Source organism: Nocardia sp. NPDC058519 (assembly GCF_042719755.1).
In the GTDB taxonomy this organism is placed as follows: domain Bacteria; phylum Actinomycetota; class Actinomycetes; order Mycobacteriales; family Mycobacteriaceae; genus Nocardia.
The window spans coordinates 369,775-395,260 of record NZ_JBHXNK010000002.1 but is presented as its reverse complement, the minus strand read 5'-3'; the positions used below and the strand labels follow the sequence as shown (position 1 = coordinate 395,260).

General features: G+C 67.0%; 34 protein-coding genes. 21 read left to right on the top strand and 13 right to left on the bottom strand.

All coding sequences use genetic code 11. The annotated features are described in order from the left end of the window. Positions 1 to 61 precede the first annotated feature (61 nt). Genes ACFWPK_RS04305 through ACFWPK_RS04240 form a run of 14 tightly spaced genes read left to right on the top strand, consistent with a single transcriptional unit; the run spans position 62 to position 13,268 of the window. Entirely contained in the window at positions 62 to 358 is a 297-nt protein-coding gene (locus ACFWPK_RS04305) for a hypothetical protein (RefSeq protein WP_378913106.1), read from the top strand. Continuing rightward, positions 319 to 741, top strand: a complete 423-nt coding sequence (locus tag ACFWPK_RS04300; RefSeq protein WP_378913105.1) for a DUF5361 domain-containing protein — start codon at positions 319 to 321, stop codon at positions 739 to 741. The genes ACFWPK_RS04305 and ACFWPK_RS04300 overlap by 40 nt, the downstream gene beginning before the upstream one ends. Then, on the top strand, positions 741 to 3,785 hold the full coding sequence (locus ACFWPK_RS04295; protein WP_378913104.1) for a phage tail tape measure protein: 3,045 nt from the start codon (positions 741 to 743) through the stop codon (positions 3,783 to 3,785). The genes ACFWPK_RS04300 and ACFWPK_RS04295 overlap by 1 nt, the downstream gene beginning before the upstream one ends. Beyond that, positions 3,782 to 4,654, top strand: a complete 873-nt coding sequence (locus tag ACFWPK_RS04290; RefSeq protein ID WP_378913103.1) for a phage tail protein — start codon at positions 3,782 to 3,784, stop codon at positions 4,652 to 4,654. The genes ACFWPK_RS04295 and ACFWPK_RS04290 overlap by 4 nt, the downstream gene beginning before the upstream one ends. Positions 4,655 to 4,686: 32 nt before the next feature. Next, positions 4,687 to 6,291 (top strand): phage tail protein, encoded by a 1,605-nt coding sequence (locus ACFWPK_RS04285; protein ID WP_378913102.1) that lies wholly within the window; start codon positions 4,687 to 4,689, stop codon positions 6,289 to 6,291. Between the two features lie 8 nt (positions 6,292 to 6,299). After that, a complete protein-coding gene (locus ACFWPK_RS04280) occupies positions 6,300 to 7,352 on the top strand; it encodes a hypothetical protein (protein WP_378913101.1) in 1,053 nt (350 codons plus the stop codon). Continuing rightward, complete coding sequence (locus tag ACFWPK_RS04275; RefSeq protein WP_378913100.1) at positions 7,349 to 8,425, top strand: hypothetical protein; 1,077 nt, start codon at positions 7,349 to 7,351, stop codon at positions 8,423 to 8,425. Before ACFWPK_RS04280 ends, ACFWPK_RS04275 begins: the two co-directional genes overlap by 4 nt. Continuing rightward, positions 8,422 to 9,465, top strand: coding sequence for a hypothetical protein (locus ACFWPK_RS04270; RefSeq protein WP_378913099.1), 1,044 nt, complete (start codon positions 8,422 to 8,424; stop codon positions 9,463 to 9,465). Before ACFWPK_RS04275 ends, ACFWPK_RS04270 begins: the two co-directional genes overlap by 4 nt. After that, complete coding sequence (locus ACFWPK_RS04265; RefSeq protein WP_378913098.1) at positions 9,462 to 10,082, top strand: hypothetical protein; 621 nt, start codon at positions 9,462 to 9,464, stop codon at positions 10,080 to 10,082. The genes ACFWPK_RS04270 and ACFWPK_RS04265 overlap by 4 nt, the downstream gene beginning before the upstream one ends. Further along, positions 10,066 to 10,788 carry an N-acetylmuramoyl-L-alanine amidase gene (locus ACFWPK_RS04260; protein WP_378913097.1) on the top strand — a complete coding sequence of 241 codons (723 nt, stop codon included), beginning with the start codon at positions 10,066 to 10,068 and terminating at the stop codon, positions 10,786 to 10,788. Before ACFWPK_RS04265 ends, ACFWPK_RS04260 begins: the two co-directional genes overlap by 17 nt. After that, positions 10,788 to 11,060 (top strand): hypothetical protein, encoded by a 273-nt coding sequence (locus tag ACFWPK_RS04255; RefSeq protein WP_378913096.1) that lies wholly within the window; start codon positions 10,788 to 10,790, stop codon positions 11,058 to 11,060. The genes ACFWPK_RS04260 and ACFWPK_RS04255 overlap by 1 nt, the downstream gene beginning before the upstream one ends. A 3-nt stretch (positions 11,061 to 11,063) precedes the next feature. Then, complete coding sequence (locus ACFWPK_RS04250; protein WP_378913095.1) at positions 11,064 to 11,444, top strand: hypothetical protein; 381 nt, start codon at positions 11,064 to 11,066, stop codon at positions 11,442 to 11,444. A gap of 13 nt (positions 11,445 to 11,457) precedes the next feature. Then, positions 11,458 to 12,819 carry a hypothetical protein gene (locus tag ACFWPK_RS04245; RefSeq protein WP_378913094.1) on the top strand — a complete coding sequence of 454 codons (1,362 nt, stop codon included), beginning with the start codon at positions 11,458 to 11,460 and terminating at the stop codon, positions 12,817 to 12,819. Beyond that, positions 12,819 to 13,268, top strand: coding sequence for a hypothetical protein (locus tag ACFWPK_RS04240; RefSeq protein ID WP_378913093.1), 450 nt, complete (start codon positions 12,819 to 12,821; stop codon positions 13,266 to 13,268). The genes ACFWPK_RS04245 and ACFWPK_RS04240 overlap by 1 nt, the downstream gene beginning before the upstream one ends. Before the next feature lie 55 nt (positions 13,269 to 13,323). Here ACFWPK_RS04240 and ACFWPK_RS04235 read toward each other — a convergent pair whose 3' ends face one another. The 5 genes from ACFWPK_RS04235 to ACFWPK_RS04215 all read right to left on the bottom strand — a co-directional run bounded on the left by ACFWPK_RS04235 (position 13,324) and on the right by ACFWPK_RS04215 (position 16,598). Beyond that, positions 13,324 to 13,863: a hypothetical protein gene (locus tag ACFWPK_RS04235; RefSeq protein ID WP_378913092.1), complete on the bottom strand. Its 540-nt coding sequence runs from the start codon at positions 13,861 to 13,863 to the stop codon at positions 13,324 to 13,326. 216 nt (positions 13,864 to 14,079) lie between these two features. Continuing rightward, a complete protein-coding gene (locus ACFWPK_RS04230; protein ID WP_378913158.1) occupies positions 14,080 to 15,111 on the bottom strand; it encodes an IS30 family transposase in 1,032 nt (343 codons plus the stop codon). A 607-nt stretch (positions 15,112 to 15,718) separates the two neighbouring features. Continuing rightward, positions 15,719 to 15,853, bottom strand: coding sequence for a hypothetical protein (locus ACFWPK_RS04225; RefSeq protein ID WP_378913091.1), 135 nt, complete (start codon positions 15,851 to 15,853; stop codon positions 15,719 to 15,721). 38 nt (positions 15,854 to 15,891) lie between these two features. Next, positions 15,892 to 16,323 (bottom strand): hypothetical protein, encoded by a 432-nt coding sequence (locus tag ACFWPK_RS04220; protein ID WP_378913090.1) that lies wholly within the window; start codon positions 16,321 to 16,323, stop codon positions 15,892 to 15,894. After that, entirely contained in the window at positions 16,320 to 16,598 is a 279-nt protein-coding gene (locus ACFWPK_RS04215; RefSeq protein ID WP_378913089.1) for a hypothetical protein, read from the bottom strand. Before ACFWPK_RS04215 ends, ACFWPK_RS04220 begins: the two co-directional genes overlap by 4 nt. Before the next feature lie 184 nt (positions 16,599 to 16,782). Here ACFWPK_RS04215 and ACFWPK_RS04210 point away from each other — a divergent pair, with 184 nt between their 5' ends. The 3 genes from ACFWPK_RS04210 to ACFWPK_RS04200 are packed head-to-tail and all read left to right on the top strand — an operon-like array spanning position 16,783 to position 18,450. Then, positions 16,783 to 17,112 (top strand): hypothetical protein, encoded by a 330-nt coding sequence (locus ACFWPK_RS04210; protein WP_378913088.1) that lies wholly within the window; start codon positions 16,783 to 16,785, stop codon positions 17,110 to 17,112. Beyond that, a complete protein-coding gene (locus tag ACFWPK_RS04205) occupies positions 17,093 to 17,617 on the top strand; it encodes a DUF6879 family protein (RefSeq protein WP_378913087.1) in 525 nt (174 codons plus the stop codon). Before ACFWPK_RS04210 ends, ACFWPK_RS04205 begins: the two co-directional genes overlap by 20 nt. After that, positions 17,614 to 18,450, top strand: coding sequence for a DUF5753 domain-containing protein (locus ACFWPK_RS04200; RefSeq protein WP_378913086.1), 837 nt, complete (start codon positions 17,614 to 17,616; stop codon positions 18,448 to 18,450). The genes ACFWPK_RS04205 and ACFWPK_RS04200 overlap by 4 nt, the downstream gene beginning before the upstream one ends. On the opposite strand, the gene ACFWPK_RS04195 is transcribed toward ACFWPK_RS04200, so the two are convergent. From ACFWPK_RS04195 to ACFWPK_RS04165, 7 genes are all read right to left on the bottom strand, one after another. After that, positions 18,447 to 18,719 carry a hypothetical protein gene (locus ACFWPK_RS04195; protein WP_378913085.1) on the bottom strand — a complete coding sequence of 91 codons (273 nt, stop codon included), beginning with the start codon at positions 18,717 to 18,719 and terminating at the stop codon, positions 18,447 to 18,449. The two genes, ACFWPK_RS04200 and ACFWPK_RS04195, sit on opposite strands and share 4 nt — an antisense overlap. 16 nt (positions 18,720 to 18,735) lie before the next feature. Then, positions 18,736 to 19,041, bottom strand: a complete 306-nt coding sequence (locus ACFWPK_RS04190; RefSeq protein ID WP_378913084.1) for a hypothetical protein — start codon at positions 19,039 to 19,041, stop codon at positions 18,736 to 18,738. An 88-nt stretch (positions 19,042 to 19,129) separates the two neighbouring features. After that, a complete protein-coding gene (locus ACFWPK_RS04185) occupies positions 19,130 to 19,450 on the bottom strand; it encodes a hypothetical protein (RefSeq protein ID WP_378913083.1) in 321 nt (106 codons plus the stop codon). Positions 19,451 to 19,530: 80 nt separating this feature from the next. Next, entirely contained in the window at positions 19,531 to 19,839 is a 309-nt protein-coding gene (locus tag ACFWPK_RS04180) for a hypothetical protein (protein WP_378913082.1), read from the bottom strand. A gap of 267 nt (positions 19,840 to 20,106) precedes the next feature. Next, positions 20,107 to 20,394: a hypothetical protein gene (locus ACFWPK_RS04175; RefSeq protein WP_378913081.1), complete on the bottom strand. Its 288-nt coding sequence runs from the start codon at positions 20,392 to 20,394 to the stop codon at positions 20,107 to 20,109. Beyond that, positions 20,391 to 20,816, bottom strand: a complete 426-nt coding sequence (locus ACFWPK_RS04170) for a hypothetical protein (protein ID WP_378913080.1) — start codon at positions 20,814 to 20,816, stop codon at positions 20,391 to 20,393. The genes ACFWPK_RS04175 and ACFWPK_RS04170 overlap by 4 nt, the downstream gene beginning before the upstream one ends. Further along, the gene (locus ACFWPK_RS04165) at positions 20,813 to 21,112 is read right to left on the bottom strand and encodes a hypothetical protein (RefSeq protein WP_378913079.1); all 300 of its coding nucleotides are present in this window, start codon (positions 21,110 to 21,112) and stop codon (positions 20,813 to 20,815) included. Before ACFWPK_RS04165 ends, ACFWPK_RS04170 begins: the two co-directional genes overlap by 4 nt. A gap of 145 nt (positions 21,113 to 21,257) precedes the next feature. Here ACFWPK_RS04165 and ACFWPK_RS04160 point away from each other — a divergent pair, with 145 nt between their 5' ends. The 3 genes from ACFWPK_RS04160 to ACFWPK_RS04150 all read left to right on the top strand — a co-directional run bounded on the left by ACFWPK_RS04160 (position 21,258) and on the right by ACFWPK_RS04150 (position 23,424). After that, on the top strand, positions 21,258 to 21,419 hold the full coding sequence (locus tag ACFWPK_RS04160; RefSeq protein WP_378913078.1) for a hypothetical protein: 162 nt from the start codon (positions 21,258 to 21,260) through the stop codon (positions 21,417 to 21,419). Then, on the top strand, positions 21,419 to 22,726 hold the full coding sequence (locus tag ACFWPK_RS04155) for an adenylosuccinate synthetase (protein WP_378913157.1): 1,308 nt from the start codon (positions 21,419 to 21,421) through the stop codon (positions 22,724 to 22,726). Before ACFWPK_RS04160 ends, ACFWPK_RS04155 begins: the two co-directional genes overlap by 1 nt. 68 nt (positions 22,727 to 22,794) lie before the next feature. Continuing rightward, entirely contained in the window at positions 22,795 to 23,424 is a 630-nt protein-coding gene (locus ACFWPK_RS04150) for an NUDIX hydrolase (RefSeq protein WP_378913077.1), read from the top strand. A 19-nt stretch (positions 23,425 to 23,443) separates the two neighbouring features. Here the strand turns inward: ACFWPK_RS04150 and ACFWPK_RS04145 are convergent, their stop codons facing one another. Continuing rightward, positions 23,444 to 24,187, bottom strand: a complete 744-nt coding sequence (locus ACFWPK_RS04145; protein WP_378913076.1) for a metallophosphoesterase — start codon at positions 24,185 to 24,187, stop codon at positions 23,444 to 23,446. A gap of 170 nt (positions 24,188 to 24,357) precedes the next feature. Here ACFWPK_RS04145 and ACFWPK_RS04140 point away from each other — a divergent pair, with 170 nt between their 5' ends. Continuing rightward, positions 24,358 to 25,374, top strand: a complete 1,017-nt coding sequence (locus ACFWPK_RS04140; RefSeq protein ID WP_378913075.1) for an alkaline phosphatase family protein — start codon at positions 24,358 to 24,360, stop codon at positions 25,372 to 25,374. Positions 25,375 to 25,486: the final 112 nt, after the last annotated feature.

Below are 25,486 nucleotides of genomic sequence, written 5' to 3'. Positions count from 1 at the left end.
CGGGCCCTCCGGGGTCCGAGCCTGCGCACCAACCTCCAATACATGAAAGGGCTTGCGCGCCATGCCTACTGCACCGAAAACCAAGAAGAAGCCCGAACGGGTCACCGCGGACTTCGTCCACAACCTCGGCGAAGGTGACGACGTCGTGGAGGTCCGGTTGCCGTCGCTGACCTACCTGCAAACCAGCACCGTTCGCGCTCTGCGGGGACTCAACGATCGCAACGCCATGTGGTTCGTGATCGAGAAGTACGCGACTGAGGAAATGATCGCCGCGATCGACTCCACGTTCCCTGACCAGATGGACGCCCTTCTCGACGCATGGGCCGAGCATTCGGGGATCTCGCTGGGGGAATCCTAGGCCTCGACGCTCTGATCCAACAGCACGGCGGGGCAATCGAATCCGACCTCATCGACCGTGGCCTGCGGCTGCGGCAACTCGGCACAGACGACCTCACCTGGGGTGATCTGTGCGCCATCGTCACACATCGGCTACCGAGCTCCGCTCTGTCGCGGGCGCTCAAGCCTGCGGACTGGGCGTGGCAGCTGCCCGAGCTGCTGATGGCCGACATCGCTGACTCGTTGCGCTGGCTGCGGTGGGCGAAGTCGACCTCAGCCCGATCCGGGCGACCACCCAAACCGATCCCTCGCCCCGGCGTCGATTCGGGCGTGGAGAAGATCGGCACCCAGCCGATCCCCATTGCGGACATGGCCAAGTTCCTTGGCTGGGAGGAGGCAGCGTAATGGCTGGTGAAGGCACCGAAATCGGTACCGCGTATCTCGCGATCGTCCCCGAGACCTCGCAGATCGCGCCGCGGCTCGCGCAAGCGATGCAGGGTGCCGGCCAGTCGGCGGGCGAGGTTGGCGGCAGGTCGATGGGCGGCGGGATCACCGACGCCATCGGCTCGCTCGGTGGCAAGGCCGGGCCGATCGCTGCTGTCCTTGGCGTCGCGGGCCTGGCTGCGGGCGCGGTGTTCGTCAAGTCGCTGACGGCGGGCATGGAGCGGGAAAAGCAAGCCGACCTGATCCAGGCCCGCCTCGGGATCGACGAAGCGTCCATGAAGTCCATCGGCTCAGCTGCCGCGCGGGCGTACACGTCGAACTTCGGTGCGTCCATCGCGGACAACATGGAGACGGCCCGCAATGCCATCCAATCGGGACTGCTCAGCACCGACGACACCACCCAACAGACCGAGGCCGTGATCAGCCAGATCACGACGATCGCCGAACTGATGGGCGAAGAGACGACAGCGGTCTCGAAGGCGGCCGGGCAGGCGATCAAGACCGGCATCGCCGGGAGCGCGGTAGAGGCATTCGACTTGTTCGCCGCGGCGGAACGTAACGGGCTCAACGGGTCCGAAGATTTCCTCGACACGATCAACGAGTACGGCACCCAATTCCGAAAGCTGGGTTTGACCGGCCCAGAGGCTGTGGGCCTGATCAACCAGGCCGTGAAGGGTGGCGCGCGCGACGCCGATATCGCAGCTGACGCCTGGAAAGAATTCTCGATCCGTGTCGTCGACGGCAGCGAGTCGACCAGCGAAGCATTCGACGAGCTGGGCTTCTCGTCGGAAGATATGATCGCGAAGTTCGCAGCAGGCGGGGCCACCGCCCGCGAGGCGACCGGCGAGCTCCTAGCCAAGATCCGCGAGATCGAAGATCCCGTCGAGAAGAACAAGCTCGCGCTGGCGCTGTTCGGCACGCAGGCCGAGGACCTCGGCGGCGCGCTGAACAGCTTCAATCTCGACACCGCTGTAGCCAGCCTCGGCGAATTCCAAGGTGCCGCGCAGAACGCCGCAGACACGATGGGCGGCAACACCGCCGGGACGATCGAGAGCGCACGCCGCTCGATCGAAGTGTCCATGGAGGGCGTACAGAACAGCCTCGCACAGGCCTTCGGCCCGACCCTCGAAAAGGTCGCGACATGGGTGCAGACCCATCAGCCGGAGATCACTGGGTTCTTCATCAAGATCGGCGAGGCCGCGTTCACCCTCGGCGATGTGATGCTGTTGTGGGCCTCGACGACAGCGTCGAACCTGTCGGTGGTGCTCCGGTCGTTCGGCAACACTCTCGAAGGCATTCTCAATCCGATTGGCACGGCGGCTGTCGCGATCGGCGAGCTCACCGGCAAGCAAGGCCTGGTCGACTTCGGCAACTCGCTCAAGTCGGCGCAGGACAAGCTGAACGGCGCCGCTGACGGGCTCGACGGGTTCGCCAACATCATCGACAACAAGGGCCGTCCCGCCCTGGCGAACATGCGTGATGCGTTCGTCCAGACCGCCGACGAAGCGAAGAACGCACAGCTGGTAACCCGCGCCCTGGGTGCTGAGGTCGAAGCCGTCCCCAACGGCAAAAACATCATCATCAGCTCCAACACCCCCGAGCAAACCACTGCTCTGGAATCGCTGGGGCTCAGCATCACCAAGCTGCCTGATGGCCGATTCGAGGTGTCGGCAGGCACCGCGGACGCACAGAAGACACTGGACGGATTCATCGTCCAGAACGGTGGCAAGAAGATCACCATCGAGGCCGAGGTTGCCCTGTCCACCCGGATCCAAAACGGTGACCTGACCGTGTCGAAGGCGTCTCCGTGGGCGACCAAGCAGGCCGACGGCGGAATCCTGTCCTTCGCCGACGGGAAGCTGCCCGATGATGCGCTGATCCAGAAGGGCCGCGGTAGCGGCCTGGTTCAGTGGGCCGAGGGCGAAACCCAAGAGGAAGCCTTCATCCCGCTAGCGAAGTCGAAGCGGGCCAGGTCGATCGGGATCTGGCGCGAGGTCGGCCGCCGCTTCGGCTTCGACATGGAGTCGATGGCCAACGGCGGCATTCTCAGCTGGGCACGCGGCGAAGCAGGTAAGGCGTACCAGTTCGGCGGCACCGGCAATCCGGGCTGGGATTGCTCCGCGATCGCGGGCGGGCTGTGGGCCAAGGCCACCGGCAAGATGCCGAACGCTCGCTACTTCACCACCGACAGCGATTTCGGGTCGATGGGCTGGCAGCGCGGCATCGGCGGCGAGAACGATCTGTCGATCGGCACGAACGGCGGCAGCGGCACTGCCGGACATATGGCGAGCACTGTCGACGGCGTCAACGTCGAGGCGAGCAGCGGCGATGGCGTCGAGGTCGGCGCGGGCGCTCTCGGAGCCAACGACTTTGCGCAGCAGTGGCATTGGCCGCTCGGAGGCAACCCCGCTGATGGCGGGGGTGGCACCGGTCTCGGCGGGTCCGGCGGGGGCTCTGGAGGTTCCGGCGGTTCACTCGGTGCCGGCGGCAGCACGAACAGCTCCGGGGCGACCGAAGTGTTCGTCGTGAACATGCCAGGCAGTGGCAGCAACGCCATCACTGCTGGCACCGGGACCGACACTGCCGCAATCGGAACCGACACCACCACGGCCACGCCGACCACGGACACCCCTAGCACCACACCCACCACGACGGAACAGGCCGATCATCCGCTCCAGGGCATGCCCCTGACAGGTGAGCTGTTCAACGGCTCCGCGCCCTGGTACATGGCCAGCTCCCCAGAGCAGGCGCTGGCCAACCTGTCCACGCAGGCCTCGGCGCAGTGGACCGAGACCAGCGAAGGATTCCAGTCGTTCTTCCAGGACAACTGGAAGGAAATGCTGGAGACCGGGGCAGGCGTCCTCGGAATGGGCGCCATGAGCGGCGGCACCACGCTCAACGTCACCAATAACGGCATGGACCCGAACAGCGCCGCGGCCGCCGTCGAGCGGGTGGTCCGGCGCCGGACGATGGCCACTCGATCGTCAGGAGGGTTCGGTCGATGAATCCGCTGCTGTTGCGCGAGGCGACGAAGATTGTCGGCTGGGACATCCACGGCCGGTGCTGGCACCTGCACGGTACCGGCGCCGGTCGCGAAGGTGTGCGCATCATCGCCCAGTCGGGGCACACGTTCGCCCCGACTGGGCTGCTCGTGAGCGAGGGCGCCCGCCAGGACGGCGCCACCTTCCTGCGCAGCGTGCGCTCGAAGAAGGAGTGGGACTTCAACGTCTTCCTCCAGGGGCCCACGGTGCGCGGATTCCACGCCATCCATGACGCTTGGTTCCGCGGCTGGTCCACCGACCGGCCGTTCAAAGTCGGTACGTTCACCCGGCATCAGGGCTGGCGCTTCCAGCCGTTCCAGCTCGACGGGCCACCAGAACCGATCGACGATATCGACCCTGCGGTGAACGCGGCGATCACCTATCAGATGTCGGCGACAGCCATGGATCCGCTGGAACACCACCTTGAGGAGACCTCGACGTGGCGGAACAGTGATGCCTTCGGTGAGGGCGTGCTGATGGCGCGCAATGCCGCCGACCAACCGGCATGGCCGCGGTACACGATGAATGGCCCCGGTCGCTGGGTCATCGGCGACCCGCTCACCGATGACCCGACCCGCATTGTGGAGACACCGACGATCGAGGCGGGGGAGACCCTCCGGATCGACTCGCACCCCCGCCACCGAACGGCCCGCGTCTACTCCGGCGCGGAGCCGTCCGGGCGCAACGTCTGGGGGCAGCTCGCAGGCCGCCGCTGGTTCCGCTCGGTCGACCCGTGGTCGTCGCTGCCGATCACCGTGGTCGTATCCGATGGTGGCACAACAGAATCGGAGATCACCGTGACTGTCACCCCGCGCTCGTCGAGGCCGTTCTGATGACGTGGGACAAAGCCGTCGAGGTCCGGCGGATGGACCTGGCCGAGCGCCAGGACCAGGAGTACCGCGCCGACCAGACCGTCATGGTTCGGTATTGGGACAAGTACTTGCAGGAGGTCGGCGAGGAAAACCGTTACCTCGAACTGCAATTCAGCTACGCGCGCAACAAAGCGGGCGGATTGAAGATGAAGGTCGCCCGCGACACTCTGTACTTCGATCACCTTTTTCGAGCGGATGAGGACGGGGTCGGCCCGGAGAATCGGACTGTTCCGATCACCGTGAATACCAAGGCATTCCGGTGGGACGGGTATATCACCAGGGTCGCTCTGGTGCGCGAGGACGACGGCACCGAATACGTTGACGTCGAGGCCATTCATTGCTGGCAGCACATCGCCACAACCGCATTGTGGGCCTCGCCATTCGCGCCGATCCTGGCGCAATGGCCCCGACACATGGTCCTTTTCGGTCCGACCGAAACTCTCATCGGCATCTATATGTCCTGTAACCTCATTCGGCAACAATCCTCGGCCTATCCGGGGCAATGGTCGGACGCTCCCGAATGGGTCCGTGCCGGTGATTCTCTGTGGCCTATCGCGATGGTGCCGGTATGGATCCTCACCGACACATCGAAATGGGCCGCTGGCACAGCGCGTTTCGACATGGCGGACAAGTTCTTCGAGGGCTGGCTCGAAGACAGTGGCGTGATCCTCGAAGCCAAGTTCTACATTCCGGGCGAAGACGAGCAGCCCGCCCCGGAGTGGTTCCATCTGGACAAGCCCACCGTGGTGCTGTGGACGACGGACAAGTCCGGCGTTACCGGCCCGACAGGAACACTGATCGACGGGCTGGTCTCGTGGTTCGAAGACTTCATCGACGACACCACCCCGAAGCGATACCCAAATTTCAACGCGCAGTCGGAATATGAAGCGGTCTACGCGAATTCGGGACCGTTCGGCACCACACGGAATTTGCCGTGGGTGTGGTATCTCGATGGCGAATACTCCGGCATTGGCGCATCGGAGATCGCGGTACACAAGCCGCTCGCTACCTCGGTGATCGTCGGCGGAAAGTCGCCGGGCTGGGTCAACGCGGGCATCGAAATCGCCATGAAGAATCTGCTGTCGTGGGTCGGTCTGCTGATCGGTATTCCCGGTCTCGACTCGCTCTATCAAGGGCAGCTCGATGATGTTTTCCTGGCTTGGATGTCGTACTCGAATAGCGAGCGCACCCGCGAGGCAGGGCCGTTCGCATTCAAGGAACACGTCGTCGCTAATTCGACGAAGGCATTCACCTTGGATGGCGTGATGGCCGGTCGCGCGGGCCTGCACCAGACGCGCGGCTACACGTCCAACCGGGTCACCGTCGGCGACGGTGCGCCATACCTACTGGGCAAGGACTTCGAGCTGGGCGACCAAATCGGTTTCCAGCTGGGCGAACAGATCTTCACGGACTTCGTCACCGAGATGACTTTCAACGATGACCGCGACAACGCCGCCCGATGGGAGCTGACGATCGGCGACGGCGGCGACGAGGAGGACACCGTCACCAAGGCCTGGACGCGCCTCGGCCAGCTCGCCACCGCGGTGCAGTCCATCGCCACCGACGTCGGCGCTGACCTCGATTTGATTATTTTCTAGGAGGACCGTTGCCCGACATTCAGATCTCCGCGCGTCTGGTCGCCACCGAAGAGGCAGACCTCGACGGACTGCCGATCCTCACCGCGACGGTCACCCCGACAGAGCAAGCAGCGGCGCTGCTGCTGCCCGCTGGCCCGACCGGCCCGGACGGACCGCGAGGAGCACCGGGCACGACGTTCGCCAAGCAGGGCGCGATCGCCAACATCGGTGCGCGACCAGTCGGGCTCGGCGCCGCGGACCGCGGCAAGTGGTGGCATCGACTCGACACCAACGGCATGGACTTCTGGGACGGCACCACTTGGATTCACTCGGCGAATGCTGTGGGTGTCCAGGGTCCGGTGGCGCCCGGCAATACCGTCACTGTGGCGACCACGCACGATCCGGGCATCACCGTGGCCGCGCTGAACTTCTCTGGCACCACCTCGGCCCAGACCCTGCAGGCCACCGCAGCAGCGGGAGTACAAGGACCGGCCGGTGCGGTCGGCGCGGCGGGCGCGATCACCGCGGCCACCGACTACGACGACACGATCGGCCCTGTCAGGCGCAGCATGTTCGCGCTGACCGCGTCGGGTCGACGCTGGCAGGCGACCCAACCCCCACAGGGCCACGGGCCGTGGGGGTGGTTGGACGCAGAGTTCGCCGCGAACCGCGAGGAGGCGATTGCCTCGTACGCCGCGGGCATCTTCACGATTCCCCCGCTGCCGTACCAGTGGCGGCCCATGGTCTACGGGAACCTGCGCATCTTCATGGAGCAAGGCGATGACGCCCGCGCCGAGATCCGTGTGCGGCTGAACTCAGGTAATGGCGTCATGGTCGGATCTGGTGCGGGACACCGCGTCTCGGGTGCTTACCTGCCCATCTTGTTCGCGCCCGCGTTCGGTGACGAGGCCACCAAACCACTCGCCCCGTCGAGCACGTACGCCTGTGTCGCGGCAGGGCAGACGGCGACCCTGCATGTGTGCGTGGAACGGGTCGGTGACAGCGGCCGCAAGATCGGCCACGACCGCGCCAACGCCGCGCTCACCGTGTGGGCTCAACCTGTCCCGGAGGCTGCATCGTGACCACCATCGGCGAATACTTCGCGGCCACCCGAATCCGAGGAATCAACGAGGGCATCGGCCAGGACGGCGTCGTGCAATCGTTCGTCGGCACCCCGGCCGACGGCACGCTGGAATTGCCCACGGGATCAGCGGGTCCACAAGGTCCGCAGGGTCCGGAAGCCAACAGGTTCCGATGGGAGGGTGACGTCTCCGACCCGGTCGCCCTGACCGCGCTCGCTGAGCGTCTCGGCCCCGCGCATGCAGGCAAGGCATGGCGCGTGGAGTCGACCAATACGTTGATGTACTGGAACGGGCAGAGCTTCGACACCTTCGCCGAGGCCTTCGGTGGACACGGCCCGACCGGCGAACCGAACACCCTCACTCTGGGGTCGGTGACGACGGGCGCGGTCGGTGCCGATCTGGAGATCACGATCACGGGAACCTCACCCGCCCAAACCCTCGACGTCGTGATCCCGCGCGGCGTGGCTGGACGGAAAGGCCCGCTCGGTGCGCCCGGTCCGCTACGCAGTGCCCCTGACTACGACGACACGTCACCGCCGGTCAATCGGGCGGTGCCGCTGTGGGATCCCGACGTCAGCAAGTGGAAACCGACCCCGTATCCGGGCTGGCGCGGCCCCTGGACCGTGCACGAGGGAGCCGCGTGGAACGGCGCGGCAGGTTTCGCGACCACCCAATCCGGCACGGGGACGACCCCGAACACGATCTGCAACATCACCATCCCCGCACAGGATGTCGCGTGGCGGCCCATGGTGACCGGTGGCTGCTTCGTCCGCACGGCCGCCACCGATGCCAGCAACCGTGTCGACATCGAGGCGCGCATCACCAACGCGGCCGGGCAGATCGTCGCCTACGGGCCCGGTTTCAGCTTCGGCATGGACTGGCTCGCGAAATTGGGTCCGATGTTCGAAACCCCGTCGATGACCCCAGCGTCCTCGGTCGGTGTGATCGCGGCCGGAGTGCCAGCGGTGATCGCGATCGTGCTGCGCCGCAACCTCGGCGGCGGAAATTACACCTACTACCAGGGCGGCGCGCACATCTCCGTGTGGGCTGCGCCGGTTACGGGGGCGCCATGACCGTCATCTACGACACAGACATTTCCCTGGTGCTGCGCGGCGTCTCCGACCCCGTCGGCCTGCCGTACACGGTGAACCCGCTCGAGCTGGTGGACCGCGAGGCACTGCTGGAGATCCGCGAGGGCGCGCCCGGACCGGCAGGCCCGCAAGGAAACCCGGCATGGCCGTGGCAGTGGATGGGCGATGTCGCGACCTTCGCCGCACTCCAAGCGCTCAACCTCGGCGAGGCACAGGCCCGGCGTGCATGGCGGGTGGTCGCCGAGCAGGCGGTCTACCTGTGGACGGGCATGGAGTTCGTGCGCTTCACCGTCGCGTTCGGGGCTACCGGCCATCAAGGCCCACCCAACATCCTGACCGGTGTCGCCACGATCGGCACGGTCGGCAGCACGGCGACAGCATCGATCACCGGCACCGCCCCGAACCAGGTTCTGCACGTGCAGTTCCCGCGCGGTGCAGTCGGGCCGGTCGGCGATCCCGGTGAGCCCGGCGCGATCTCGGATGCCGAGGACGTCGGCGACCTCACCACCGCACGGCAAGGCGCGGTCCTGGCCTGGAACACGACGGCCAGCGAATGGCAGCCGATCCCCGCCCCGCGCCTCGGCGGGCCATGGGCCATCGCAGGTTCGCAGTTCACCGGCGGTAGCAACATGTCCGCGTCGCCGAAAACCGTGGCCACGATGACGATCCCGGCGCAGACGATCCCGTGGCGGCCGATCGTCTTGGGTGGCTCGCTGGGCAATCAGTCGCACGTGTCCGAGATCAATCAGACGCGGGTGGACGTCGAGATCAGGCTGGGAGCGGCGGACGGGCCGCTGATCGGCTACGGCGGCGGCGGCGGATCGGCGAATCAACACCAGGGCCAGCTATACCCGCGTTGGGAACAGCCGATCAGCCCGGCCTCGACCCATGCCACGGTCGCCGCGAATCAGACCGCACAGATCTATGTGGTGGTCCGAAAGACCGGGGCACGGAACTACAGCATCATCACCACCGGCGCGCAGCTGATCATCGGCGCCCAACCCCTGGAGGGCCAACCGTGACCGACCCCTTGATCGTCGAGCAAGTCACCACACCAACCGGTCGCGACCAGGACCAGATCGAGTATTTCGCCACCAACAAAGAAGGTGTGCAGGTCACGGAGAAGATGCGCCAGTTCCTCGGCCACGTGGTCAACGGCACCCTGCCGACCATGGACGTGCCCGAAGTCGCACCCGAGGTCCGCGAGCTCGCTGAGGAGCTCGCGGTCGTGCACCTGCCCGAGTGGAAGAATCCCGCCGGCCGAAAGCTGGCCGAGCCCGCGGTGATCCAGGTCGCGCAGGCCCCGCGCATCGCCGACTACCTCATCCAGCGTGGATGGCGGCGAGACCCTGCGCTTGAGGTGGTGCGCTGGTCGTCGACACCGGGCGGGTTGCCCGGACCGTACGACACGGGTCTGCACTACGGCCGCGGCGAAGACGGCGAGTGGCCGATCCCGGACATCGAGGCCTACTGGGACGTCGACGACGTCAAGACCGAGCAGCTGCCGGACGGCACATGGAAGGCCGAGCACCCGCGCGGTGTGGCCTTCCAAGCCGCGACGAAATCTGAGGCACTCGCCGGAATTGTCGAGACCATCCGCACGAAAATCGAGGAGGCAAAAGATGCCCTGGACAGGTGACCCTGTATGGCTGGCCGATGTGCTGCGCGCCGAGGGCGTGCAAGTCGTCGAGTACCCCGATTGGCGTGAGCGCGGGCACGGCGACTTCCGGTCGGTGTGGGGTGTGATCTGCCACCACACCGGTGGCTCGAATACCCCGCCACGCGAGATCGCCGAAGGGTTCGCGCACCTGCCTGGCCCGCTGTCGCAGATCCACCTCGGCAAGGACGGTACCGCCACTGTGGTCGCCGTTGGCGTCGCATGGCACGCCGGGATGGGCGAGTATCCGGGCCTTCCCGAGGACAACGCGAACTGGCACACGATCGGCATCGAGGCCGCGAACAACGGCACCGAGGGATGGGCGCCCGCGCAGTACCAGGCGTACGTGCGGTGTTGCGCCGCGATCGTGCGGCGCCTCGGCTACGGCGCCGATCGGGTGATCGGGCACAAGGAATGGGCCGGTGCCAAGCAGGGCAAATGGGATCCCGGCCAGATGGACATGGCGAAGTTCCGTCGCGACGTACAGGCACAACTCGACCGAAAGGCACCCATCATGGACGCGAATCAGGCTGCAGGTCTGGCCCTCGATCAGCTCGGCGGTCCCGGTACTAAGGACGGCAAGAATTTCGTCGGCTGGCCGCAGCTCGGCGGCCGGACCGTCGTGAACGCCCTGGCCGCCATCGGTCAGAAGCTGGGTATCGACGGCTTCGATCCCAAGGCGAAGTGATGGGGGAGCACAGCCTCCCCGAGGCGCCCACCCAGGTGCAGTACCCGTGGAGGGCCGCGCTGCGCACCGCGGTTCAGGTAGTGCTCGGCCTGCTCGTCGCCGCTCCAGTGATCGTCGAGGCGTCCGGCCTGCCCGAGACTGCTGCGGGCGTCGGCGTCGCACTGACCGTGTCGGCGACCGTGACACGCCTGATGTCCATTCCCGCGGTGGATGCCGCGATCGACCGATGGCTACCGTGGCTCGCTGCTGCTGGCACCCCGACAAGGGAGTGATCCGTGGCGACGCTGACTTTGGGAGGCGATGACGTGCAGGTCCAGGAGTGGGCGGCGATCCTCACTGCTCTCGGCGCGGGCGGTGGAATCACCGCGGTCGTCGGCGGGATTTTCGGGCGCAAGGGCACCAAGCTCGACAACCTCGGCAAGTTGGAGAAGATCGCGACCGGTATCGCCGAACGCGCCACGGCCGACGCTGACCGTCGGGTCGCGGGGATCGAACGAGAGTTCGCCGCGTACAAGGCGGAGGGCGAGGCGTCGGCCGCGCGCCGTCGGGCCGCTGCTGCCGCGCACGCGGTGTGGGACGAGCAGGTCGCGGTGAAGCTGCGCGAGCTGGGTGCCGAGGTATCGGCCCCGCCGTCGCTCGAAGGAGTGCACTTATGAAGGGGAGTATCTGATGGCTGAGTTGCCACCGCTCAAGTACGGCAAGGTCGTCGGGCGGTTCCTCGCCAACATCATCGACGGCCCTGATATCGACCGCACGCCTGAATTCCACCCGCTGACCGGCACGATCACGTTCACCGCCGAAGCGCCGAAGATCCTGGTGGCTGATGGCGTTCCGGCACCGGCAACGTATGTCCAACTGCCGCAGCACTACACCGCCAGCCTCGACGAGTTCGGCTATTTGACGTGGCGCGGTGACCGCGGCGTGTTCCTCGTCGCGCCGAGCGCGGACACCAACCCGTCCGAGTGGACCTGGCGGGTGTCGTTCGACCTGGAGTACGACGGCGATGCGGTCACTGTCGAACCGTTCAGCTTCGACGTGCCGGAGTATCTGCCCGGCCCAGACGAGGAGGACCCCGACACTGGATCGACTGGGCTGGTCGACCTCACCGTGGTGTCGCCGGTCCCCGCGTCGTCCGGCAACGCGGTAGTCCGGGGCCCGCAGGGCGAGGGCATCCAGGTGGACCGTCGAGTGGCGACCTACGCGGCCTTGCCCACCACCCCACCCGAAGGCGACGGCGCCCAGTACGTTGTCGCCGCCGATGGGCTGCTGTACATCTGGCGCACCGGAGACGGTTGGATGGCCGACGGTCAGGGCGTCGTCATCCGTGGACCGCAGGGCGCCACGGGCGCTACTGGGTTGACCGGTCCGGCGAACTCGCTCACGATCGGGTCGGTCGTCACTGGCACCCCCGGCAGCTCGGCGGGCGCGCTGATTACCGGCACCCCGCCCACTCAGGTCCTCGACCTGACGATCCCGCGCGGTGACACGGGCTCGCCGGGCCCGGCCGCTCCGGACGCGACTACCTCGGCGAAGGGCATCGTGCAGCTGGGCGGCGTGCTCGCAGGCACGGCGTCGTCGCCAGCGTTCAGCGCCTCGGCGTTCGGCGCGTCTGGAACGACGGCATGCGTCGGCAACGACTCGCGGTTGTCCGACGCCCGCACACCGGCCGTCGGCACCACGCCCTACGACGTGTCCCTTCCAGCTTTCGGCAAGGACACCGTTCGCAGCACCTCGCCCGGCACCGGTGATTTTCCGTTCGGCATCAAGCTGCAGCGCGACGTCACCTTCAATTCGGTGACATATCGCGGTGCGACTCCGGACGCCTCGGGCAACCTGGTCGTCGAGCTCCGCAAGAACGGTACGACGATGACAGGCAGTTCGGCCACGATCGCTGCGGGATCCCAGGTGGCCGGCGGCACGGCAACAGGCACCTACGCCTACAGCGCGGGGGACATCCTGACCGTGCAGGTCACCGGCGTCGGCACCACGCCGGGCAAGGGACTGATCGCGGACATTCGGGGGCTGGCCTGATGCCGTGCATCGTGATCGCCCCGACCGCCAATCTGTTCCTGCCTTCCGGGATGTTCAAGAACGGCGACTCGCCTGGTCTGACGACGAGTTTCGCGCTGGTGACGTCGTGGACCGCAGACACCACCCCGTACCCGGGTAGCTCGGTCGTCAGCAACGGCCTGTTGGTGCAGTCGACCCGCGGCGGCGTTCTCGTCGCGGCGAACATCCTGATGTCCAACGCGGCTGCGGGTGCCGTTACTGGCACCGTGCAAATCAAGCAAGGCGCCACGGTCATCGCGACCAGCTCGCCAGTTTCCCTCGGCGCCTTCGGCGGCACGGGTACGGCGACCTGCTCGGCCACCGTCGACGTCACCGCTGGCGATTCGATCACCCTCGAAGCGCGGTGCAGCGGCGGCAGCGTCGTTGTGAAGTCGGGTACTGCGAACAGCTGGGTTCGCGTCACGGCTTGACCCGCAACACAATTGCGCCCCACCGGATTCGTTCCGGTGGGGCGCATTTCGTCGTCTACTTGTGTCCGGCGATCTTCGACCAGTCGTAGGTGCACCGATCCACGGTCACGAAGTCATCGCCCGCGAGATCGACATTCAGGCCGGATGACGCGCGATCGAAAGTCGATGTGTTGCGGGCACCGCCGGACGCTGCGTACACCTTGCCGCGGCCTCGCACCCAAACGTCCGAACGCTGAATCAGTTTGCCGCCGGGGGCGATGACGGACGCACCGAGGTACTCATATCCGTCGGCGCCCCGCAGGACCACGGTGTTGGCCAGCGTATGTGTGCGGTCCTTGAGTCCTGCTGTTGCCGCGGCGACCAGATCCGCCGGCGCTTCACTGCATCGTGGGTTGAGCCCAGCAGGGAAGGCTGCCACGGTCGTCGCCTGCGGTGCAGGTGCATTGGTCGTGGGCGGTGCGATGGCGGTTGGTGGATTCGTCGACGTGGGGTCTGGTCGCGTCGGCCACTCCGGCGAAACGTTCGCAGTGGTTGGCGCGGCCTCGCTCGTGTTGTCCTTTGTCACGGTGCCGATCACGACGAGGACGGCGAACACTGCGACCACACCGCCACCGATCAGCCATGCTGCTCGCGTCTTCGGCTTCGGTGGCCGCTGCTGCGGTGGCATCGGGTAGTTCGGTGGCTGGGTCAATGCTTCCCCTTGGAATAGGTTGGGTTTCGCCGGATGATCGGCTGGGTAATGGGACGCGTTACGCGACGAGAAGCGCCCCGCCGGATGGTGAATTCAAGGGGTCGACGCAACGCTGACTGTTTAGGCGGCCAGTAGATCACGAAGACGCTCGGCTGGGGTATCCCAGTCGAGCGTTTTTCGTGGGCGGTCGTTGAGCTGCTGGGCGACCAGCTCCAGGTCCGCAGGCGTGTAGACGGTCAAGTCGGTGCCCTTCGGGAAGTACTGGCGCAGCAGGCCATTGGTGTTCTCGTTGGAACCGCGCTGCCAGGGACTGGCCGGATCACAGAAGTAGACGGGCATGCCGGTGGCCATGCTGAACTGGGTGTGGCGCGCCATTTCCGTGCCTTGATCCCAGGTCAGCGACCCGCGCAGGTGTTCGGGCAGGGTCGAGATCGTGGCAATGAGACCGTCGCGGACCGCTTCGGAGTGATGCCCCTTGGGCAGGTGAACCAGCATCGTGTAGCGGGTCGAGCGCTCAACCAGGGTGCCGATCGCGGACTTGTTTCCCGTGCCCATGATCAGGTCGCCTTCCCAGTGCCCGGGAACGGCGCGGTCGGCGGCCTCGGCGGGCCGGTCACTGATCATGATCATGTTCTCGCCGAACCGCGGTGTCCGCCGGTCGGGTCGGCGCCGCGGCGCGCGATAGGCGCGGCCGGTGCGCAAGGACTGGGAGACTTCCCGTTTGAGACCGCCTCTGGCCTGCAAATACAGGGCTTGATAGATCGTTTCGTGGCTCACCCGCATGCCTTCGTCGTCGGGGAAGTCTCTGCGTAGCCGGTGCGCGATCTGCTCCGGAGAGAGCCGGCAACTCAACCCTGCCACGACCTGCGCCCGCAGCGCCTGATCGCTCACCAGCTTCGCCGGTTTGGGTCGCTGCCGGGTCAACGCGGCGTCCCGGTTGGCCCGATAGGGCAGGTAGCTGCCGTTGACTCGGTGCGCGCGGACCTCCCGCGAGACGGTCGACTTGTGCTTGCCGATCCGCTCGGCGATCGAGGTCAGCGACTGTCCGACCAACAATCCGTCGGCGATGTCGAGGCGGTTCTGCAACGACAGATAGCGCTCACCCGCCGAGTCCGGGCCGATATGCCGCGCCCGCCTGCCGTCGATGTCGATCTTGCTCACCGCAATTTTGTATCGAGTGCGGAGCGTGTAGTCCACCACGGAGCCGTCCGGGCGGATCCGTTTCGCTCCCCGCCGCTTGATCCCGGCTTTCCAGTCCTTGCCGGTTCGTTCGTTGACGCCGACTTCGTCGCAGGCCGCGATGTTGGACCATCCCCGCTCGATCAGTTCGAGGTATTTGCGCCTGGCCTCGTCCTTCCCGCGCGACGGCGAGGGCGTGAACAAGCCCTCGGCCAGCAGGATCCGCCGGGCCACCGAGAACGCCACGTTCGCCTTCTTGGCGGCCTGATTCACCGATCCTGTCGTGATGAACACTGCTTTGATCAGCGCCGGATCGGCGGGCCGGTTCGTCGGTCGGCCCGCGCCCATCGGCTGGCCCCTGTCGCGCAGGATCTTGTATCCGCGTGACCGCGACAGGCCCAGTTCGACCGCTGCTTCGGTCACCGAGGTTCCGGCATCGACCATCTCTGCCAACCGGTCACCGAATTCGGCCATATCCCCAACAAACGACACGGTCGTCGCAACCTCTCAATCGAGAGCGTTGCGACGACCGTTAGAACCCAAGATTCGTTCCGGCGGGGCGCTATTCGTCTATCCGTGCTCAGCTGTTCCGCGCATCCAGCTGGGTAGGCTTGGTCCAGCTGTCGGCACCATCGATCCGCAGCTTCTTCGGCTGGTCGTGGATGCAGGCATCATCGCTGTTGCCGTCGGGGCCGGGGGTTGCGAACTCGTTCATGTCACCTCCTCTCGAATCTCAGGTCGAGCTCGGATGGATCAGGTCAGCGGCGGATCGAATCGACGACCAGCCAAGCTACGAGCACCAGCAGCACGATCACGAGCACGAGAATCGCTGTCTCCACGCAGATCTCCTTCGCTTGTCGAGCTGGGCGGGTCGAACAGATTCGCGAGGCGGCGAGAGTGCGCCTCCTCAGGCGAGACGATGACGACGTCGGCTGCTGAGATCAGTGACTCGGGGATCTCGCCGCCGAGGTGCTCAGCAGACGGGGTGACCACGGCGTCGACCTCGTCGCGCGCGATGGTCGAGAGCAGTTGGGCGAGCGGGTCATCGGTGTGCTGGGAGAACTCGATCGTCTTGATCAGCCGATAGCCGAGACGCGCGCTGACAGCGCGGATCTGGACTTGGTCCCAGACCTTCCGCGCACCGGAGACGTCGGACCGGAGGTAGCCGATGGCGGGAGGTTTCACCGCGCGACCTTGAAACCGGGGACGTCCAGCGTCGCCCTGCCGATCGACGTGGCCGCCCAGCCGCGGCCGCGTGGGGTCATCTCCCACACATCGCCGTGATTGGTCGGCCGGCATCCGATCAATCCGAGCATGGACATGCGGCCTGCTGCTTGGGCTGCGCGACGCCGAGCCAAGTTGGCGTTGCGGGCGATCTGGTCGGCGGTGAGCATCCCGCCTGGTGCGAGGACCGCGAGCACACGGGCTTCGCTTGTGTTGATCGGATCGTGCGTTGCCATCGGACACCTCGTGGTGGGTCGGATCGTGTGTGGATTCAAGCTACGAACCGACCTCGGCGCGGCACCACAAACTTGCGCGAACTTGCACCAATTGTTCGCAACCGCAACCACATACGGACCTGATCAGGGACCATGGAGAGGTGCCGCGCAAGTTCGCGCACATCACTCGACAGGACGGTGCGCCATGCAGTTAGAGTTCCTCGGAAATGGTGGAAGCGGCGGCGGCGGATGCCCCACGCTGCTGGCCACCGATACCAACGCCTACGTCGTGCAGGGATGGGAGACGGGCGATCCCAACGTCGTTGAGATTCCGCACCTGCTTCTGGGGTTCGCGAAGCCTGACACGTTCGTCGGTGCCGCGATGACCGATACCGGGCGGGGAACTTTCACCCTGGCCGGTCGGCCGGTGACCGACCCTGCCACCCTGAATCAAATGGACCTCGCGCCGGGGGAGACGGCGATCGAGGTCCCGATGTGCGAGAGGAAGTTCTACGGTGCTCCTACTGGAAGGTGACGAGTTCGACGACCTGCTCCGGTCGGCTCGGCAAGAGGCATTCCACCTGGAGGTGAAAGACACCTACACCACCCCCAATGAGAGTGAGCCGTTCCGAGAGTTCCTCGCAGGGGGTTCGGCTGACGACTATGAATGGCTGCGGGGCTGGCTGGACCTGGTCGCTGAAACCACCGCGCGCGGCGTGAATGTTCGCCGTGCTCGCGTGGTGACCGTCCCGCACACCGACTACACCCGCTGGCTGCTGGAGGTCTCGCACCAGAACGCCGCGGCGGGAGAGGAGATCCGCTACTTGTCCCGTCACCTTGTCGATGCTGAGAAGCTGACGGCCGACGACTGGTGGCTGTTCGACAGCGAGTCGGTGGCGTTCACGGTATTCGAGCCCGACGGGCGGTGGCGTGGCGGTGCGCTGACCACCGACAGGCGGATCGTGGAGTACTGCCTGCAGGTAAGGGATCTCGTGTGGGAGGCGGCGGTACCCCACGTCGACTACCTCGGTGCTCGGTGACCAACGCCGTCAATGAAGCGCGCGAAGCTCTCGGACTACGGCTCCGGGAGCTTCGCCGCGACGCCGGCCTCACTGCACGACGGCTGGCGCAGCTCGCCGATTGGCACGAGTCGAAAGTGTCTCGCACCGAGTACGGCAAGCAGACTCCCTCCGAAGCAGACCTGCGGGCATGGTGTGAGCACACCGGCAGCCACGACCAACTCGCTGATCTCGTTGCGACGCTGCGCAATATCGAGGCTGCGTACATGGAGTGGAAGCGAGTCCTCGGGGCCGGAACTCGCCGTCGACAGAAGATGTCGGTCAGGCTTGAGGGTGATACCCGATCGATCCGCTGGTATGAGCCGACAATCGTGCCCGGACTGCTGCAGACCGCCGACTATGCCGAGGGGATTCTGTCGAAGGTCATCGAGTTCTACAGCATCCCGGATGATCTCGCTGACGGCGTGGCCGCGCGGATCGAACGACAGCGGGTTCTGTATCGGGGCGACCGCCGGTTCAGCTTCATCATCGCGGAGCAGGTGCTGCATACGACGGTGACCGATGAGCACGTGATGTTGGGGCAGCTGGATCGGCTACTGACCGTGATGTCGTTACCGCGCGTGGTGCTGGGCATCGTCCCGGCTGACGCGCTGTACGCGGGTCCATCGTGGACTGGGTTCTCGATCTTCGACCAGCGGCTGGTGCAGGTGGAGACGGTGACCGCAGAGCTGTCGGTGACACAGCCGCGTGAGATCGCACAGTACGAGCGGATGTTCGCCATCCTGAATGACCAGGCTGTGTTCGGCGACGGCGCCCGGGAACTGATTGGTGAGGCGATCCGAGCGCGCCGTTAACTGCGCCGCTCGTCGAACACCCGGTGGTCGCACCCGTCGGTGACAGGCGGCCAGTAGACGACGGTGCCGCACCGGCGGCAGGTCCAGAGGCGGTGCAACCCTCCAGCGTCCAGGCAGGCGAGCGTCCCGACGAGTACCTGCCCAGGGCCGAGGGGGTGGCCGTTCGGACATGCGACCGGGGAGGGGCGAGCCCATCCGCCGCGCACGGCGAAGAGCTGGTCAGGGTCGAGACCGGTGGTCGACCCAAGGCTCCACGCGATCGAACGCATGTTCGAAGCATACCGCTCAGTATGGCAGGTTGCCCAGGTAGTGATCGAGGTCAACCGTCGGTGGATGCTCGGCGTGGTGGAGCATGTCGCGCAGCCGGTCCAGCACGGCGGCCGACGACTCACCCGGTCGGTAGCCGACGTGCGGCATCCGCAGGATCGCCAATGCCGATCGCACGTCGACCAGGCTCGGCGGGTCCGATATCTCAGCGACCAGATGCCTATGGAGGTGCTCGGCCGTGATGGCGGTGTCGGGCTCGATCGCGTCGATCACGGCCGCCATGAGCGCTGCCTCGTCAGGCGAGATCGGGTCGCCGTCGTCCATGGTGTGGAGTCTAGGGGGAGCGGCGCCGAGATAGCCCCCTGTCGGCGGCTGGTTCGGAGGGGGAAATTTCGTTCGTCAAACGAACGTGTCAGCGTGCGCGGTCCTGTGCGACCAGGGCATTGCGGATGGTCGAGATCGTCCGCGGCTTGCCGTCCCGAGGGAACAGCCTGCCGATCGCGGCGAACGTCATACCGCCGTCGCGGAGGCTCTGCCAGGTGGCACGGCGGCAGGCAGCTGCGGCGCCGACCAGGTCCAGGGCGCGCTTGTCGAGAGAGGCCAAGGGGTCGCCACCCTCGTCGGGTGCGAGGTCGGCAGGGTCGCGGCCGGCCAGCTGGTCGGCGAGGTCAGCCAGGGCGCGGGCTTGCACGGCGAGGTCGGCCCAGGGCGAGACGGCAATCTGGTCGGGCATGTTTCCTCTTCGGTGGGTGTCGTCGGTCGGTAGGGTGAGCGGCGGCCGGGGGCGGCTAAGCCCCGCCCCCGGCCTCCCGCTCAGGCCCGAGCGAGCAGGATGTTGGTGTCGAGTGCGATGTCGTCGCCGTAGACCGCGACCCACCCGCGCTTGGCCAGGACCTCCACCACCCGCTCCTCCCAGTCCGCGTCGTCCTCGATGAATCCGAACCGGCCGCGCTGGGCGATCTCCAGGGTGTCGTCGATCATGCCCTCGTCCGCGTGGTCGGCGATGGTGCCGATGATCCAGCGGGTGCCACCGGCGGGGGTCTCGGTGAGCTGAGCGATGGTGACCTCGGTGCACTCGGTGGCGGTGATGTTCTCAGGGAGGGTGTTGGTGGTGGCGATCATTTCGGGCTCCTTCGGTTGGTGTTCCTTGCTGATGACACAACTATATACCCTAGGGAACACATCGCGCAACCCCTCAATCGAATCAGTTTCAGATCAGTCCGAAATGCCGGGAACCCCAAGCCATCCCACCGCGTCTCACCAGGTATGACACCCGAGCGAGAGCGGTTCCTTATCGAAACAAACTATCCCCCTACCGACCCCGGAACGCGGCAATGCCAGGCCGACGTCGACCGCGGCCTGGCACTCGTGCGCGCACGCTGGCAGCGGCTAGGCCCCTGCCGCGGACTCGCAGACATCGACCATCGTCTGCACACTCTCGAAGCGATCGGCCGGGAGGTCGCCCTCCGCTGCACCGAGCATCCACCACAGCCCACCTCCGGCGGCCCAGCTGCGCCGGTTGATCCGGACGAACCGGCCGCACGCTAGCCACAGGCTGACCGTGCCGGTCGCCTCATTGGTGCTGCGCCGGCGGATGGTGCCGGGTCGGCACAGGGCGATCGTCGCGGCGGCGAGCGCCTGCGGGGTGAGGGTTGCGACCTCGGTGGGGGCGGTCATCGACGCACCCACACATCGATGCCTTCGACGGTGCCCGCGGCCTTAGGGTGTAGAGAATCCTCGTCGACCGCCAGGCCGAGCCCCTGGCAGACATGCGCGAACGTTTCGTCTCGCGTGGAGTAGTCGTCGCACCAGCCGAAGATCGAATCACCGGACGAGCCCCACGACATCTTGGGGTAGTCGGCGTGGAGCCGCTCCAGGACTGTGATTCCAGTGACGCCACGTACCCGGAGGTGTTGCTGGAGGCGCTCAAGGTCCCGGCGCATGGACAGGTCGTCCCGGTCGAGGATGTCGCCGATGATGGTCGCGAGGTGGTCGGCGTCGAACGGGAGAAAGGATGCGATGTTCGGGACTCTGCCGTCGTTCCTGTCGCGCATTGAGCGCCAGTCGTCGGTGAGCTCCGTCGCACTCGGGGCGGTCACCGGTCGGCCCACTTCTCGACGACGGCGACGAGCTCGGCGGCCGCGGCGTAGTGGACGGAGGGCAGTTCCTTGCGTGCGCCGTCCGGTCCGGTGACAGCATGCTGGGGCGAGAGGCCCGCGATCCAGTAGACGGGGCGGCCCTCGTAGGTGTCGATCGTGACGGAGTGGTGGCGCAGCTCGAGCGAGGAGGACCCGTCGCTCCAATCGCGCTGCTTGATCGCGATGTCGGGGTCCCGTAGGACTACGACCGACGCGGCCAGACTGGTGGGGGCGAGGGAGTGCGTAGTGGTGGTCATGGAGACGGCCTCTCGGGGATGTGGTTAGTGGTTCTGTAGGCCGAATCAGTCCTCGTACTACCGGGATCCGGAGATCGCCGAGCACTGGCGGGAGCTGCTCGGGCAGAACTTCCTGAAACTCGACGATCCCGGCGCGGTCTGCGAATTGATCGCGCTGACCATCGGATTGGGCGAGGACCGGGTCGATCTCGATACCGGGCTGGCCGATCTGCGTGATGTCGGGTCGGCTGACGAGGCCGACGCGGTCGGACGGGCGCTGGGCTCGAAGCCGGGACGGACCATGCGCGCGCTGCCGCCGGGGCGATGATGTTCGGTGCGGATCACCTCGTCGTCGTCGATCTGGGATTCGGTGACGCGGGCAAGGGTGCGACGGTCGACTGGTTGTGCTCACCCGAGGCGGACCTCGGGGTGGCGTCCGTCGTGCGGTTCAACGGCGGTGCGCAGGCCGCGCACAACGTCGTGGCCGACGGTCGCCACCACACCTTCGCGCAGTTCGGATCGGGGACCTTCGCCGGGGTGTCGACCCTGTTGTCGCGGCACATGCTGGTCGAGCCGATCGCGCTCGCCGCCGAATCCGAACAGCTGGCAGCGCTCGGCGTTCGCGACCCGCTCGGCCTGCTCGCTGTCGACGGACGCGCCCTGCTGACCACACCGATCCACATCGCCGCGAATCGTGCGCGCGAGGACGCGAGGGGTTCCTCGCGGCACGGTTCCTGCGGTCGTGGCATCGGCGAAACAGCTTGGTACGCACTGGAACACGACGCGCCGACCGTTGCCGACTGCCGGGCGCCGACCGTGCTGCGCGCCAAACTGGATCGGCTTGCCGCCCACTACGACAGCCTCGTCGGGCCCAGCGCGCACGGGTACGAATCGATCGACGCCCTGGTGGCGATGTACCGCGATTTCGCGCGAGCCGTCCGCATCACCGGTCCGGCGGAACTCGCCCGGTCCGCGCGCGCTGGGCGATTGGTGTTCGAGGGTGCGCAGGGGGTGCTGCTCGACGAGTGGCGTGGCCTGCACCCGCACACCACCTGGTCGACGGTCGAGCCGCGCAACGCGCGCGCCATGATTCGCGAAATCGGCGGAACCGCCGCGGTTCTCGGCGTCACCCGCACCTATATGACCCGGCACGGCGCCGGTCCGCTGCCGACCGAAGCGCCACTCGGAATTCCCGAACCGCACAACGGTACGGGGCACTACCAGGGTGCGTTCCGGCAGGGACACCTCGATCCGATCCTGCTGCGCTACGCCGTCGACGTGTGCGGCGGGATCGACGGTTTGGTCGTCAACCACCTCGACGCGCCCGGAACTCTCTGCGCGGCACAGGCATACGACACACCCGCGGGCAGGCTGACCGAACTCGTCCCCGGCCGGTGGCGTGATCTCGATCACCAGCAGCGGCTCACCCGCCAACTGCTGGACGCGACACCGATTCTCGCGCCGATCGACGACGACCCGGCAGCGTGGCTGGCCGAGCGGTTGCGGGTACCCGTGGTCCTGACCGGCCACGGTCCGGACCGGCGCGACCGCGCTGTCGCGGCTCCGCGCGCCGACCGGAGGGGGCGGCCCTGTGATGTCGGTGGGCAGGGAAGAATCGGGGCATCCGTACCGTGAACCGCGGTATCGGCCGGTGACAACGCAAGGCGCCCGGAGCAGGGCCGCTCGAGGCAGGATGGGGTGACGTGGAGCAATCCGTTGTGTCGATCGATGTGGTGACATTGCGGTGCTGGGACGCCGACAGCGGCGTTCGCCTCGGCATCGCCCCCCGCGAGTTCGAGCCGTTCACCGGTGAACTCGCGCTACCCGGCGTGCTGCTCGGCCGCGGCGAACGCCTCGTCGATGCCGCCCGACGCGCCGTACACACCAAACTCGGGGTGCCTGCCGCGGCGATCGGCGCCGTCGGCCAGCTCGTCACGTTCGACGAGCCGCATCGCGACCCGCGCGGCCCGACGCTGGCCATCGCGATGTGGGCGGTGGTCGCCGAACACGATGGGCCCGCCGAGTGGGTGGGTTTCGACGAGGTCCCGCCGCTGGCGTTCGACCACAACCGCATCGTCGACACCAGCCGTGCCCTGCTGGCCGGACTCCTCTGGAAGGACGCGACGCTCACCCGCGCCTTGGCGGGCACAGAGTTTCCCGCAACTCGCGCGGTCGATCTCAGTACGTCGCTGCACGGCACTCGTCCCGACCCGGCCAACCTCAACCGCACGCTCGCCGCGATCCCCGGACTCGGCCGGACCGGCGAACGTCGCCGGGTGAAGGCCACCGGGCGGCCCGCGGTGGTGTGGGCGTTCGACGCCGACCAGGGCTGAGCCGTTCGCCGGTGCGGGCTCAGTGCGCAGCGGTGGTCTCGAGGTCGTAGAGGGCATAGGTGCGGCGCAGGACCGGGTACGAAACATTGTGGACGACAACGTTTCCGGGGGTTCGGCCGTACTCGGTGCCCGCGTGGGCGTGCCCGTGCAGGGCGAGAGTCGCGGGGGCGGCGTCGATGGCATCGCCAAGGGCTCGGCAGCCGAGACCGGGGTAGATCGCGGGTGGTTCGCCGGTGAGGGTCTCGGTGGTGGGGGAGAAGTGGGTGAGGGCGATGCGGGTGGGGGTGTCGAGGGCGGTGAGGGCGCGGTGCAGGCGGTGGGCGTCGACGGGGCCACGGCGCATGAGGGCGCGGTGTTCGTCGGTCCCGGAGTCGGGGTCGCCGGGGTGCGTGGGGAATCCGCCGGAACCGCCCATGACCCCGGCGATGCCGATGTGGTGGCCGCGGACGGTGCGGATCGTCGAATTACCGTCGAGGACTTCGACTCCGATATCGGTGAGCATGTCGGTGATGAGATCGGCGTGCCCGGCGTCGTGGTCGTGATTGCCGAGGACCGCGATGACGGGAACCGGCAGGTCCGCGAGTTCGGCGCAGAGGAGTTCGGCCTCGGCCGCGGTGCCGCCGTCGGTGAGATCACCTGCCAGCAGCAGCATTTCGGCGTGCGTGCCGAGGCGGAGGAAGCCGGATCGGAACTTGCCCGCGACAGCCGGGCGCATGTGCAGGTCGGCGGTGGCGGCGATGCGGACCGGTGCTGTGTTCCCCACCTGCCAAGATGGCCACACCCCGCTGCCGATGTCAACGGTGATTCGCGGACCGGAGCTGTGGTTCGCGGGTTGTTCAGCGAGGCATCCGATATGTGCGAAGCCGATGAAACGTCGATGAACACCGTCGCGGCGGTCTCGCCGCAACGGCACGAATCCCTCATCGTGAGGGCATGCGCGAGATGTCGGCTCCGGCGAAAGTGCTCGCTGCGCTGGTCACCGCGTTGGTGACGATTCCGCTGGTCGGGTCGGCGGCGGGGTCGGTGGCGGCGTTCGACGATGTGGGGGCGACGGTCGATGCGGCGGCCGCGTTCGGGGCGCCTCGACGCGGGGTCGGCGAGGTGGTGAACAAGGTCGTCGTCATCGGGATCGACGGGCTGATGTTCGACAAGGCCGACGCGGCGCACGCACCGCGGTTGCGGCACCTCGCCGCGCAGGGGCTGCTCTCGCAGGGGAACATCGCGGGGCACATCACGATTTCCGGGCCGTCCTGGGCGAGCGTGCTGACCGGGGTGTGGGACACCGAGCACGGGATCACCGACAACGAATTCGACGCGAGTCCGTTCCTGGCGCACCCGAGTGTGTTCACCCGGATCGAACGGGCAGACCCCGCCCGGCACACCGTGTCCATCGGCACCTGGCACCAGATCGCGACGATCGCCGCCACCGGTGACCGGCGCGCCGACCTCGCCCTCACCACCGCGCCGGTCGCAGGCGATCCCGACGAGTCGGCCACCGATGCCGCTACCGCGACCGAAGTGGTGTCCTCGATCGAGCGTTCCGGTCCCGATCTGGTCTTCACCCACCTCGACCAGATCGACCTGGCCGGCCACCAGCACGGCGGGGCCTCGCGCGCCTACCTGGCCGCGATCCGCCGGGTGGACGCGCTGGTCGGCGGGATCGTCGCGGCGGTCGACCGGCGCGCGCACGCCCATCCGCGGGAACAGTGGACCGTCCTGGTCACCACCGATCACGGCCACCTCCCGACCGGCGGCCACGGCGGCCAGACCCCCGCCGAAACCGCCAACTTCGTCATCGCCCGCGGGCCCGACTTCACCCCGGGCACCATCACCAGCGCCCACACCCTGGTAGACCTCACCCCCACCGTCCTCGACCTCCTCGCCGCCCCGCCCGGCCGTCTCGACGGCCGCACGCTCCGCACCCGCCCCACCCCAGACGACGAGCGCTGACAGGTTCCTCCCCCCAACGCACTCCCGAACACCTATCCGCAGGCCCGGAAACTCACTACGCTGCCCGTGAACGATCGGCAGAAACCGCGGAGAGGCGGATTAGCCGCAGGCC